At 67.1% G+C, this 12,113-nt stretch carries 10 protein-coding genes; 5 read left to right on the top strand and 5 right to left on the bottom strand.

The features are described from left to right. Window positions 1-172 precede the first annotated feature (172 nt). Window positions 173-2,674 carry a GcvT family protein gene (locus OB2597_RS13375; RefSeq protein WP_009806114.1) on the bottom strand — a complete coding sequence of 834 codons (2,502 nt, stop codon included), beginning with the start codon at window positions 2,672-2,674 and terminating at the stop codon, window positions 173-175. A gap of 335 nt (window positions 2,675-3,009) precedes the next feature. Then, the gene (ggt, locus tag OB2597_RS13370; protein ID WP_009806113.1) at window positions 3,010-4,839 is read right to left on the bottom strand and encodes a gamma-glutamyltransferase; all 1,830 of its coding nucleotides are present in this window, start codon (window positions 4,837-4,839) and stop codon (window positions 3,010-3,012) included. Between the two features lie 235 nt (window positions 4,840-5,074). On the opposite strand from ggt, the gene OB2597_RS13365 reads away from it, so the two are divergent. Further along, the gene (locus OB2597_RS13365; protein ID WP_009806112.1) at window positions 5,075-5,833 is read left to right on the top strand and encodes an electron transfer flavoprotein subunit beta/FixA family protein; all 759 of its coding nucleotides are present in this window, start codon (window positions 5,075-5,077) and stop codon (window positions 5,831-5,833) included. After that, window positions 5,833-6,759: an electron transfer flavoprotein subunit alpha/FixB family protein gene (locus tag OB2597_RS13360; RefSeq protein ID WP_009806111.1), complete on the top strand. Its 927-nt coding sequence runs from the start codon at window positions 5,833-5,835 to the stop codon at window positions 6,757-6,759. The genes OB2597_RS13365 and OB2597_RS13360 overlap by 1 nt, the downstream gene beginning before the upstream one ends. A gap of 77 nt (window positions 6,760-6,836) precedes the next feature. Here the strand turns inward: OB2597_RS13360 and OB2597_RS13355 are convergent, their stop codons facing one another. Beyond that, window positions 6,837-7,703, bottom strand: coding sequence for a DUF6473 family protein (locus OB2597_RS13355; RefSeq protein WP_009806110.1), 867 nt, complete (start codon window positions 7,701-7,703; stop codon window positions 6,837-6,839). A 147-nt stretch (window positions 7,704-7,850) separates the two neighbouring features. On the opposite strand from OB2597_RS13355, the gene OB2597_RS13350 reads away from it, so the two are divergent. Beyond that, window positions 7,851-8,726 carry a 3-hydroxybutyryl-CoA dehydrogenase gene (locus tag OB2597_RS13350; protein WP_009806109.1) on the top strand — a complete coding sequence of 292 codons (876 nt, stop codon included), beginning with the start codon at window positions 7,851-7,853 and terminating at the stop codon, window positions 8,724-8,726. Window positions 8,727-8,758: 32 nt separating this feature from the next. Here the strand turns inward: OB2597_RS13350 and OB2597_RS13345 are convergent, their stop codons facing one another. Next, the gene (locus OB2597_RS13345) at window positions 8,759-9,418 is read right to left on the bottom strand and encodes a DUF938 domain-containing protein (RefSeq protein WP_009806108.1); all 660 of its coding nucleotides are present in this window, start codon (window positions 9,416-9,418) and stop codon (window positions 8,759-8,761) included. Then, complete coding sequence (locus tag OB2597_RS13340; protein ID WP_009806107.1) at window positions 9,415-10,500, bottom strand: NAD(P)/FAD-dependent oxidoreductase; 1,086 nt, start codon at window positions 10,498-10,500, stop codon at window positions 9,415-9,417. Before OB2597_RS13340 ends, OB2597_RS13345 begins: the two co-directional genes overlap by 4 nt. A gap of 125 nt (window positions 10,501-10,625) precedes the next feature. On the opposite strand from OB2597_RS13340, the gene OB2597_RS13335 reads away from it, so the two are divergent. Together OB2597_RS13335 and OB2597_RS13330 are read left to right on the top strand one after the other, a co-directional pair. Continuing rightward, window positions 10,626-11,054, top strand: coding sequence for a CBS domain-containing protein (locus OB2597_RS13335; protein WP_009806106.1), 429 nt, complete (start codon window positions 10,626-10,628; stop codon window positions 11,052-11,054). A 138-nt stretch (window positions 11,055-11,192) separates the two neighbouring features. Continuing rightward, window positions 11,193-12,068, top strand: a complete 876-nt coding sequence (locus OB2597_RS13330) for a helix-turn-helix domain-containing protein (protein ID WP_009806105.1) — start codon at window positions 11,193-11,195, stop codon at window positions 12,066-12,068. Window positions 12,069-12,113 lie beyond the last annotated feature (45 nt).

Here is a 12,113-nt window from a genome sequence, read left to right as displayed (position 1 = left end):
GATGACCGCGCAAGGAGAAAGCCCCCTGCAGCGCCGTGACACACGACGGACGGCAGGGGGCCGCACCTGATCTTCTTCTTGCCGGCAAATATCCCCGCCGGAGGCAGACCGGCGGCCGGACGGCCGCCCCACAGGTAGCGTGCACGCGCAGCGCGCTCATTGTGGCAGCCGGTCAGCCGTCCTTGCGGATGACTTCGTTCTTCGGGTCGTAGGGGCTGTCCTCGGTGACGACGGCGTCCCAGAGCCTGTCGAACATCTTCAGCTTCAGCTTCTGCCCCGGTGCGGCGCAAGCCGGAGACACATAGCCCATGCCGATGGATTTCCCGAAGGCCACCGAATACCCGCCCGAGGTCAGGCGACCGACCTTCACCGCACCGTCATAGAGCGCCTCGCGGCCCCAGGGATCGGCATCCTCGGGCCCGTCGATCAGAACGGTGACGCATTTCGAGCGGATGCCGGTGGCCTCCATCGCCGACTTTCCGTGGAACTCCTTGGAATTGTCGATGAAACGCGGCAGATCGGCTTCGGCCGGGGTGGCGTCGCGGCCCAGTTCGTGGCCGAAGGCGCGGTAGCTCTTCTCCTGGCGCAGCCAGTTCTGCGCGCGGGCGCCGACCAGTTTCAGACCGTGCGGTTCGCCTGCCTCCATCAGCCGGTCCCAGAGGTAGGTCTGCATCTCAATCGGGTGGTGCAGTTCCCAGCCGAGTTCGCCGGTGTAGGCGACGCGGATGGCGCGGACCGGGCACATGCCCAGGTCGATGTCGCGCATCGACAGCCAAGGGAAGCGCGTGTTTGACAGGACGGTCCCGGGGTCGGCATCCCTGACCAAGGATTTCAGCACGTCGCGGGATTTCGGGCCGGCTATGGCGAAGACGCCCCATTGCGTGGTCACGTCGTGGCAGGAGATCCAGCCGAAGTCCGGGATCCTGGCCTCGATCGCCTTTTGCAGGAAATCGCTGTCATAGGTCGTCCAGGCTCCGGCGGATATCAGGTAATACGCGTCCTCGGCCAGCCGCACGATGGTGTATTCCGTGCGGGTCGTGCCCCTGGCGGTCAGCGCGTAGGTCAGGTTGATCCGCCCGACCCTGGGCAGCCTGTTGCAGGTGAACCAGTCGAGAAAGGCGGTCGCGCCCGGCCCCTTCACCAGATGCTTGGTGAAGGCGGTGGCGTCGATCAGGCCGACGCCCTCGCGGATCGCCTTCGCCTCGGCGACCGCATATTGCCACCAGCTGCCGCGGCGGAAGGACCGCGCGTCGTGGTCGAAACTGTCGTCCGCGTCGAGGGGGCCGAAATAGTTGGGACGCTCCCATCCGTTCACCTGACCGAACTGCGCGCCAAGCGCCTTCTGGCGGTCGTAGACGGGCGCGGTGCGCAGGGGGCGGGCGGCGGGGCGTTCCTCGTCCGGATGGTGCAGGATGTAGACGTGTTCGTATGCTTCCTCGTTCTTCGCCACCGCGTAATCGGTGGTCATCCAGGAGCCGAAGCGCCTGGGATCGAGCGAGGCCATGTCGATCTCGGCCTCTCCTTCCACCATCATCTGCGCCATGTAATGGCCGGCGCCGCCGGCGGCGGTGATCCCGAAGGAAAAGCCCTCGGCCAGCCACATGTTGCGCAACCCCGGCGCCGGGCCGATCAGCGGGTTGCCGTCCGGCGTATAGCAGATCGGGCCGTTGAAATCGTCCTTCAGACCGACGCTTTCGGACGAGGGGATGCGGTGGATCATCGACATGTATTCCTCCTCGATCCGCTCGAGGTCGAGCGGGAAGAGGTCGGCGCGGAAGCTGTCCGGCACGCCATAGGCGAAGCGGGCGGGCGCGTTGCGCTCATAGGGGCCGAGGATCCAGCCGCCGCGTTCTTCGCGGACGTACCACTTGGCGTCGGCGTCGCGCAGGACGGGGTGTTCCGGACCGCCGTTCCAACGGTACTCGACCAGGGCCGGGTCGGGTTCGGTCACGATGAACTGGTGCTCGACGGGGATCGCGGGCGTCCTGATGCCCAGCAGGCGCGCGGTGCGCTGCGCGTGGTTGCCGGTGGCGGTGACGACATGTTCGGCGGTGATGACGGTCTGTTCCTCGGACGGCACGAGGTTGCCGCCCCTCTCGATCATCCTGGTGCAGTTCACCTGCCATTCCGATCCGGTCCAGTGATAGGCGTCGACCTGCCACTTGCGCTCGATTGTGACGCCGCGCTGGCGGGCGCCCTTGGCCATGGCCATGGTGACGTCGGCCGGATTGATGTAGCCGTCGGTCGGGTGGTAGATCGCGCCTTTCAGATCCTCGGTCCGCACGAGGGGCCAGCGGTCCCTGATCTGCGCGGGGGTCATCCACTCGTAGGGCACTTCGGCGGTCTCGGCGGTCGAGGCATAGAGCATGTATTCGTCCATCCTCTCGTCCGTCTGTGCCATCCGCAGGTTGCCGACGATCGAGAAGCCGGCGTTCAGCCCGGTCTCGGCCTCGAGCGACTTGTAGAACTCGACCGAGTACTTGTGGATGTGGGTCGTGGCATAGCTCATGTTGAAGAGCGGCAGCAGACCGGCGGCGTGCCATGTCGAGCCGGAGGTCAGCTCGTCCCGTTCCAGCAGCATCACGTCGTCCCAGCCGGCGCGGGCGAGGTGATAGGCGATGGAGGTGCCGACGGCGCCGCCGCCGACGACCAGGGCTTTGACATGGGTTTTCATTGGCGGGATCTCCGGTTGGCTTCCGAACGGTGTAACAGGCGGCGCGGCGGGCGCTGTGTCCAGCCGACATTTTCCGGGTGGAAAGCGACGTCGGGTCGGATTTCGCGATCACGGGGCGGCCGGAGCACCTGCGCCATGTGCCCCGGCAGAGGTTCCTGCAGGCGTCGGATCCCCCTCACATCGACGTCGGTGACGGTGTCGTGCGGTCGCCCGCGTGGCCGGCCGCCCGGGCGGGGGCGATCCGTCATCCTCGGGTCGGGCACGAGGATGACGGCGGGCGGGGGCGGGGCGGGACGGATCGCCGGCGGCACCGGGCGCGCGCAGACCGGCCGGTATCACTCTCCGTAGGCCAGCCCCTCGCGACGCGGATCCGCGCCGCCCTCGAGCCCGCGCGAGGTGACGGCGATGCCGTGCAGGCCGCTGTTGAGATCGCGGATGGCCACGTCGAACCCCCGCGCGGCCAGTTGGCGGGCCAGGTCCTCGGCCCGGTCCGACCGCTCGATGTCGTAGGTGCCGAACCGATTGACGGCATGGGGCAGGGCGATGGCCTGCTGGATGTCGTAGCCCTCGATCAGGTGCCGCCAGATCGTTTCGGCGACGTAGCCGATGATCCGGCTCCCCCCCGGGGAGCCGATGATCATCACCGGCGCGCCGTCCTTCATGACGATGGTCGGCGCCATGGAGGACCGGGGCCGCTTGCCGGGCGCGGCGCCGTTCGCCACCGGCAGACCATCCACATGCGCGCGAAAGGAGAAATCCGTCAGCTGGTTGTTGAGCAGGAATCCTCCTGCCATCACGCGCGACCCGAAGGCGTTCTCGATGCTCGAGGTGAGGGAGAGCGCGTTGCCGTGGCTGTCGACGATCGAAAGATGCGTGGTCGAGGGCAGCGGTCGTCCCTCGTGATCCGCCCAGAGCAGCGCGTGGTCGAAGGCGGGGGTGCCGGCGGTGGCCCTGTCGATGGCGCGATCCTCGGCGGCCAGGGCGGCCCGGCCGGCAAGGTAGTCGGGATCCGTCAGCCCCCCGACCGGTACAGGAACGAAATCGCTGTCGGCGAGATACCGGCCACGGTCGGCAAAGGCCAGTCGCGCGGCATTTCCCAGCAGCGTGAGGTCGTTCAGGAATCCCTCGCCCTCGCGCATCATCTCGACATCCGCCGAGATCGCCGAGGCGGTGAGATCGCCGCCGCGAAAGGCTTCGGCCGTGCCGAGGATCTGCGCCACGGTGACGCCGCCCGAGGAAGGCGGGCCCATGCCGCAGATCTCGTAGCCCTGGAACGGCTGGCAGACCGGTTCGCGTTCCCTGACCCGGTAGGCCGCGATGTCCTGCGCGGTGAGCTTTCCCGGGCGGATCGCGGTGCGCACGGCCGAGGCGATGCGCGTGGCGATCGGGCCCTGATAGAAGGCCCGGGCGCCGTCGCGCGCGATGGCCCGCAGGCTTTCGGCATAGGGCGGATTGCGGAGGATCTCACCGGCGGCCAGTGGGGCGCCTCCGGGTAGGAAATGGGCGGCCGTCTCCGGATGCAGCATCAGGCGGTCCCGGTCGAACGCGACCATGGCCGCCAGCCGGGCCGAGACGGGAAAGCCGTCTTCGGCCGTGCGGATCGCCGGGTCGAAAAGCCGGGCCCAGGGCTGGCGGCCCCATCTCCGGTGCGCGGCCTCCATCAGGGCGGGCGTGCCCGGCACGCCGACCGACAGCCCGCCGATCACGGCGTCGAAGAAGGCCATCGGTTCTCCTTCGGCGGTCTGGAACAGGCGCGGGGTGGCCGCCGCCGGGGCAGTTTCGCGCCCGTCGAGCGAGGTCACCGCCCCGCGCGCCGCGTCGTAGTAGAGCAGGAAGCCGCCCCCGCCGAGTCCCGAGGACTGCGGCTCGACCAGACCCAGCATGGCCTGGGCGGCCACCATGGCGTCGGCGGCCGTGCCGCCGCTGCGCAGCACCTCAGCCCCCGCCTCGACGGCCAGAGGGTGGGCTGCCGAGATCATCCAGTCCCGGGCGAGGACCGGAAAGCCCCGGGCCTTCGTCTCCTGTGCCCGGCGCAAGGCCGGATCGTCGACCGGCGCCGAGAGATCGGTGGTCATTTCCGGCGGAATCGCATCCGTCGCCTGCTGGGCCGACAGCGGGGTGGCCAGGCACAGGGCGACGAGATACGGAAGCAGGCGGTCGAGCATGGTGGTCTCCGGCTGGGTCGGGTGATTCTCTGCCCATGATAACCGCCGGATGCCATCGTGTTTGCTTTCTGCATTGCAGAAATAGATGTTGCAAAGCGGAATATCGCGGCGTCACGTCGCGCGATTGCGTCGATTTTGATCTGTCCCGCCTGCCTCTGAGGCTATATCAACACGCGGGATACGGCACCGGTGACTCCACCGGTGCCCGGTGAATTGCAAAGAGGAGTGACCGCAGATGAAGGTGCTTGTGCCTGTCAAACGCGTGATCGACTACAACGTGAAGGTCCGCGTGAAAGCGGACGGATCGGGCGTCGATCTTGCCAATGTGAAGATGTCGATGAACCCGTTCGACGAGATCGCCGTGGAAGAGGCGATCCGCTTGAAGGAGGCCGGCAAGGCCGAAGAGGTCGTCGCGGTCTCGATCGGCGTGAAACAGGCGCAGGAAACCCTGCGGACCGCGCTTGCCATGGGTGCCGACCGGGCGATCCTGATCGTCGCCGCCGATGACGTGCACCAGGACATCGAGCCGCTCGCGGTCGCCAAGATCCTCAAGGGCGTGATCGACGAGGAACAGCCGGGCCTGGTCATCGCCGGCAAGCAGGCGATCGACAACGACATGAACGCCACCGGCCAGATGCTGGCGGCGCTTCTGGGGTGGTCGCAGGCGACCTTCGCCAACGAGCTCGACATCGACGGCGACCATGCGATCGTCAAGCGCGAGGTCGATGGCGGTCTGCAGACCATCAAGGTCAAGATGCCCGCGATCGTCACCGCCGACCTGCGCCTGAACGAGCCGCGCTATGCCTCGCTGCCGAACATCATGAAGGCGAAGAAGAAGCCGCTGGACGAGAAAACCGCCGACGACTATGGCGTCGACGTCTCGCCGCGGCTCGAGGTGGTCAAGACCTCGGAGCCCGAGGCGCGCAAGGCCGGCGAGATGGTGCCCGACGTGGATACCCTCGTGGCGAAACTCAAGGAAAAGGGGATCGTGTAATGGCCGTTCTTCTGCTTGCCGAAATCAACGATGGCGAACTGGCGATGGACGCCACCGCCAAGGCCGTCTCGGCGGTCAAGTCGCTGGGTGACGTGACCATCCTGGCCGCGGGCGCCTCGGCCAAGGCCGCCGCCGAAGCCGCCGCCAAGATCGATGGCGTGGCCAAGGTGCTGGTCGCCGAGGATGACCTCTACGGTCACCGCCTGGCCGAGCCGGTCTCGGCGCTGATCGTGTCGCTGGCCGGGGACTATTCCCATATCGTGGCCCCCGCCACGACGGACGCGAAAAACATCATGCCGCGCGTCGCGGCGCTGCTCGACAGCATGATCCTGACGGATGTCTCGGCAGTGGTCGACGCCGACACGTTCGAGCGTCCGATCTATGCGGGCAACGCGATCCAGACGGTGAAGTCCAAGGACGAGAAGAAGGTCATGACGATCCGGACCTCGACCTTCGACGCGGCCGGCGAGGGCGGATCGGCCTCGGTCGAGGAGACCGCGACGGCCGAGGATCCGGGCTTGTCGGAATGGGTCGAGGACGCGATGGCGGAATCGGACCGTCCGGAACTGACCTCGGCCGGTGTCGTGGTCTCGGGCGGCCGCGGGGTCGGCTCGAAAGAGGACTTCGCGATCATCGAGAAACTGGCGGACAAGCTGGGCGCAGCCGTTGGGGCATCCCGCGCGGCGGTCGACTCGGGCTATGCTCCGAACGACTGGCAGGTGGGGCAGACCGGCAAGGTCGTGGCACCCGAGCTCTATGTCGCCGTCGGCATCTCGGGGGCGATCCAGCACCTCGCGGGGATGAAGGACTCCAAGGTCATCGTCGCGATCAACAAGGACGAAGAGGCGCCGATCTTCCAGGTCGCCGACTACGGCCTGGTCGGGGACCTGTTCCAGATCGTTCCGGAGCTGACCGAGAAGCTGTGATCCGGTGGCGGTGCGTGCAGAGCACGCACCCTACCCGGTCGATTGCATTGGAGAGGCCCGCCAACCGGCGGGCCTTTCTACGTGCCGGGGGTCGTCTCGGTCGCCGGATGTGCCGCGATTCCGCGCAAGGCCGCCGCCACGGCCCGCGCCGCGTCACGGTGTGCCTGCGCGCCGAGGAGGGTCGCCGCCGCCGGCGCTTCCACTTGCGAAAAGACCAGCTCTTCCGTTCTGTGCAACAGCGCATCGGGGCTCGCCGGGGCTTCGACCACGGCGGCCACGCCGGGGCGAAGGGCGTCGATCATTTCGGCGGTCACGAACAGCGGATCGCTCTGCTCGGGGAGCGGGGCGGCGCCGCCGTTCGGCCCGAGCGCGCGATCGGCGAGCCAGAGCAGCACGACGGGCGAGGTGATCAGCTCGATCAGCGCACGCATCCGGGCGACCCAGGCCACCTGCAGCTCTGCCCGCAGGATCGCGAACCGGTCGGCCGAGAGATCCTGCAGCACCGTGAGCATGTGCCGGGTGAAATGGAACCGGGTGAAATCGACCTCGCGGTACACGGTCCTGAGCAGGGGCGAGGCGGCCAGGAAACGGTCGTTGCGCCGGGGATGCACCGTGTAATGTCGGTTCGACATGTTCTGCGCGCCCATGACCTGGATCACCGTGGCCCGCGCCCCGCCCGTCATCGCCAGGAGGTCGCGGTCGTTCAGGTAGATATCGGGCCCCGCCTGCGCGACCCCGAGGTTGACAGCTGTCAACCCGCTCATCCGTTCGATCAGCGCCGGATACGGGGTCTGCAGGAACTTGCCGTAGGTCTCGGTTCCGCCAAGGCAGAGGACATGCGGACCCGAAAGGTCGCTTTTCGGTCCCCGGAACAGCGTCCGGGACGTTCCATATCGGCACGGCATGTAATCGACACGCCTGCCTTCCAGTCTTTCGAAGGTCATTTCACCCACCATGTTCTCTCACCCATTGCGGGTCTGACGGAGAAATCTTTCCGAAGTGCTAAGCTGTGGATTCATGAAAAATCGTCAGGGCTTGCGGGGCGCGCCGGCATTGGTCACTGTGTAGCCGCAAGCTGAGGGAGGCCGGGCATGAACATCCAGAAAATTGGCGTCATCGGTGCGGGGCAGATGGGCAACGGGATCGCCCATGTCTGCGCGCTGGCCGGGTACGATGTCCTCGTGAACGACATCAGCCAGGAGGCGCTGGATCGCGCGACGAGCCAGATCGACCGCAACCTGGCCCGGCAGGTCGGGCGCGGCCTGGTGACCGAGGCGGATGCCGACGCGGCCAAGGACCGGATCAAGACAACCCTGACGCTGGCGGATCTCGGCCGGACCGATCTGGTGATCGAGGCCGCGACCGAGCGCGAGACCGTGAAGGATGCGATCTTCAGGGAACTGGTGCCGCATCTCAAGCCCGAGACGATCCTGACCTCGAACACCTCGTCGATCTCGATCACGCGCCTGGCCAGCCGCACCGACCGGCCCGAGCGTTTCATGGGCTTCCACTTCATGAATCCCGTGCCGGTGATGCAGCTGGTCGAGCTGATCCGCGGCATCGCGACGGACGAGGAGACCTACAAGGCCTGTCTCGGGGTGGTGGAAAAGCTGGGCAAGACGGCGTCGAGCGCCGAGGACTTTCCGGCCTTCATCGTCAATCGCGTCCTCGTGCCCATGATCAACGAGGCGGTCTACGTCCTTTACGAGGGTGTGGGCAACGTCAAGAGCATCGACGAGGCGATGAAGCTGGGCGCCAACCATCCCATGGGGCCGCTGGAACTGGCGGATTTCATCGGGCTGGACACCTGTCTTGCGATCATGAACGTGCTGCACGACGGGCTGGCGGACACCAAGTACCGGCCCTGTCCGCTGCTGACCAAGTATGTCGAGGCCGGCTGGCTCGGGCGCAAGACCAGCCGGGGGTTCTACGACTACCGCGGCGAGGAACCGGTGCCGACGCGCTGAAATATCCGGACAATTCGAAGCAGAACAGGCATTCAGTCACGCTCGGCGACAAAGGCCAGGTTGTTGGCCGGCATCTCGATCAGGTCGATCAGGGTCATGCCGTTGACGTGCAGCATCTCGGTGATCTCGGCATCGTCCTTGTAGCCGATCTCGGGATCCGAGGCCGTGAGATCCGCGTGGAAGGTCCTGTCGCCCTCCGAAGTGAGCTCGCCGCCCCGCATGAACGGGCCGTAGGCGACGAACAGCCCGCCCACGGGCAGAAGCCGGGCGGTTTCCCGGAAGATGACGTTGGCATCCTCGTGCGACACGAGGTGGAGCAGGTTGACCAGGATCACCAGGTCCTGCCGGTCGAACTGGTCGGCCCAGCCGTGAAGGACCGCGTTCAGCACGCGCGGGGGCAGGATGTTTTCCTCTCCGGCCTCCGCGGCATAGGCCTCGATCGAGGCGAGACGGTCGGGATCGATCTCGGTCGGCTGCCACTGGATATGCGGGTGCCGCCGGGCGTGGCGCAGGATGTGCTGCCCCGAGCCCGACGCGATCTCGAGCGCGCTGGATATGTCGCGGTCCTCGATGACCTGGGCGATCAGATTCTCGATCGCCGCGCCGTTACGGTCGGCGGCGGGAATGACGAGCTTGGCCCCGTCTCCCTTTTCGGCGACCGAGGCGGACGGGGGGAGGTTCCGTTGCGTCATGTCGCGAACCGTGTGGGAGAGAGGGCGGCGACCACGCCGGACGGCAGGTCCGGCGCCGCGCCGGTGACCAGAGCCGCGCAGAGCCGCGCCGCGGCGGGTGCGGTCTGAAATCCGTAGCCGCCCTGGCCGGCCAGCCAGACGAAGTCGGGCTGCGCCGGGTCGCGGCCGATCACCAGCGCCCGGTCGGGGGCGAAGGTGCGCAGTCCGGCCCAGGTGGCGGTGACGCGCGTGACCTCCATCACGGTCATCGCCTCGAACCGGGCGAGCCCTTCCGCGATGACCATGTCGTCGGCCCAGGCATCCATGGCAACGCTTTCATGTTCTTCCGAGGGGGAGACGATCAGCTGTCCGGCGTCCGGCTTTGCGTACCAGGCCTCGTTGATGCTGACAACAAAGGGCCAGGGGGCGGGATCGAGGCCCGGGGCCAGCGGCACCCGCGCCATCGACCGCCGATAGGGGGTCAGTCCGATCGGCGCGACGCCGGCCATTTCCGCGACCGCATCGGCCCAGGCGCCGCCGGCATTGACCAGCGTGCCGGCGGTGATCCGATGCTCGCCGGCCTCGACGTGCCATCCGTCGCTGCGGGCGATACGCGTCACCGGCGCACGGGTGAGAAGCCGGGCGCCATTGGCCAGCGCCTTGCGCCTCGCGTTCTGGATCAGCAGATCCGTATCTAGGTCGTGGCAATCCTCGCGCAGGGCGGCGAAGGGCGCCGTCGCGGCATCGAGGAGGGGGAAGAGCGCCTGCGCCTCGTCCGTCGTGATCCGGCGCATGTCAAAGCCCCGTCTCTCCCTCTCGAGCGTCTCTTCCTCATCCGCGCCGCCGACGAGCATGATCGGACGCCGGGTCAGAACCCCGCCCTCGTCCGTCATGTGGTGGGTGGCGCTGGCTTCGTTCAGGGCGCGGATCGTGGCGTTGCCGTAGGCCGTTATGAACATGGCGGCCGACCGGCCGGAGGCGTGGTAGGCCAGCGCGTCCTCGCTCTCGACCAGGGTGACGGAGGCGTGCAGGGCAAGCTCGGCCGCCGCCGTCAGCCCGGCGACGCCGCCGCCGATGATCAGGACGTCGGTACGATCCGTCATGCGCGGCCCGCTTTCCGCCGCCGGGCGGGGCGTCGCGCGCAGGTGCTGTCGCCGGGGGGCGGAGCGCCGACCTTCGCTATTTTCATGGATCTGCTACATTGAGTGTGTCGGCCAGGAGAACGCATATGATCATCCAATCGATTTCCGAAATCATCCGCAACCGTACTTTGCGTCACGCAACCCCGGATATGACGGTTCGCGACGCCTGCCGGATCCTCGACGAGCATGCCATCGGCGCCCTTCCCGTGCTCGATGGCGGCAAGCTGCTGGGCATCCTCAGCGAACGCGACGTGATCCGGCGGGTGATCGTGCGGGACCGGGACCCCTCGGCGACGAAGGTGTCCGAAGTGATGACGCCCGAGCCACTGACCATCTCGGCGCAGGGCACCCTCGCCACTGCCATGGGCAAGATGCTGGACGGCGGCTTTCGCCATCTGCCGGTGACCCGCGCCAACGAGGTCGTCGGGATGCTGTCGATGCGGGACATTCCGCCCGAATACCGTCTGGTGGCGGAACGGTACAGGGATCAGGCCGAACGTGAGGCCGAAGTCTGACGGAAAGCCGCGGCGGGCCGCGCTTGTCCCCCGGCCCGAAAAGGTTTCAAATGGGCGGGACAGCCAATCCGAGGCGCTGATCCTGCATCCGGCGCATCGTACAGCCAGTTCCCTTGGAAAATCCGCGGAGTCCGAGCCATGGGCTACAACCATGATTTTACCGGCATCACCGAGAAGTTGAGTTGTGATGCGCCCGTGCAGTGGCGCCAGCTGGACCACACCCTCGTCGCCTACTGGGAGGCGACCGGCGACCAGGGCGCCAGAGGCCGATACCTCTCGGCCAATCCGCGTCTCAGCATCTTTTTCGACGACATGAGTTCGATCCTCGCGACCTCCGGGGGCGAGACGCGCGCATTGGCCCGTGCCATTTTCGTGCCGGCGGGGATGCAGCTCAGAACCCGGTTCTCGAAACCGCTCACCTTCGCCCATGTCGATATTCACATGGACCATGCCTGGGCTGTGCAGTTCCTCTCGGCCGCGCTCCCGCGGGCTGTTGCGAACCGGATCCTGGAGGCCCCGGCCGAACGTCACGACATCGCCGATATCGAACCGCTGGCGCGGCTGCTCGTGACCGAAATCCGGAAACCGAGCCGCCATGACATCTTTGCCGCAAGCCTTGCCAACTGCCTGATATCGGGCGTGCTGGAGATCGGAGACAATGGCGTCGGCGATGGCAACGCACGGCTGACGGCGGGGCAGATGCGGAAGGTCGCGATGCGGTTCGACGCGGGTGGCGGGCGGCGGCTGAGTACGGCGCAGATGGCCGATGCGGTGAACCTGTCCGAAAGCTGGTTCTCGCAGGTGTTCAAGAACACGACCGGCATGACGCCTCACCAGTGGCAGCTGAACAAGCGTGTCGATCAGGCGCAAGAGTTGTTGTCGGGAACCGATCTCAGCGTCGCCGATATCGCCGATCGTCTGGGGTTCTCGGATCAGGCCCATCTCACCCGGTCCTTCCGCCAGATCGTGGGCGAGACACCGGCGAGCTGGCGTCGGAACCACCGGCCCGCCTGACGGGCCGAGGGGGCAAGGGACTCGTCCCGCCCGGTCGAAGGAACC

The sequence above is a fragment of the Pseudooceanicola batsensis HTCC2597 genome, assembly GCF_000152725.1.
In the GTDB taxonomy this organism is placed as follows: Bacteria; Pseudomonadota; Alphaproteobacteria; order Rhodobacterales; family Rhodobacteraceae; genus Pseudooceanicola; species Pseudooceanicola batsensis.
Note: the sequence above shows the minus strand (reverse complement) of the source record. Positions and strands in the feature narration are given on the sequence as shown.

Bases quoted from the DNA above. Each gene is read 5' to 3' on its own strand.
- OB2597_RS13355 (WP_009806110.1), bottom strand. From the start codon at position 7,703: ATGACCTTCGAAAGACTGGAAGGCAGGCGTGTCGATTACATGCCGTGC.
- OB2597_RS13330 (WP_009806105.1), top strand. From the start codon at position 11,193: ATGGGCTACAACCATGATTTTACCGGCATCACCGAGAAGTTGAGTTGT.
- OB2597_RS13375 (WP_009806114.1), bottom strand. From the start codon at position 2,674: ATGAAAACCCATGTCAAAGCCCTGGTCGTCGGCGGCGGCGCCGTCGGC.
- OB2597_RS13340 (WP_009806107.1), bottom strand. From the start codon at position 10,500: ATGACGGATCGTACCGACGTCCTGATCATCGGCGGCGGCGTCGCCGGG.
- OB2597_RS13365 (WP_009806112.1), top strand. From the start codon at position 5,075: ATGAAGGTGCTTGTGCCTGTCAAACGCGTGATCGACTACAACGTGAAG.
- OB2597_RS13345 (WP_009806108.1), bottom strand. From the start codon at position 9,418: ATGACGCAACGGAACCTCCCCCCGTCCGCCTCGGTCGCCGAAAAGGGA.
- ggt (WP_009806113.1), bottom strand. From the start codon at position 4,839: ATGCTCGACCGCCTGCTTCCGTATCTCGTCGCCCTGTGCCTGGCCACC.
- OB2597_RS13360 (WP_009806111.1), top strand. From the start codon at position 5,833: ATGGCCGTTCTTCTGCTTGCCGAAATCAACGATGGCGAACTGGCGATG.
- OB2597_RS13350 (WP_009806109.1), top strand. From the start codon at position 7,851: ATGAACATCCAGAAAATTGGCGTCATCGGTGCGGGGCAGATGGGCAAC.
- OB2597_RS13335 (WP_009806106.1), top strand. From the start codon at position 10,626: ATGATCATCCAATCGATTTCCGAAATCATCCGCAACCGTACTTTGCGT.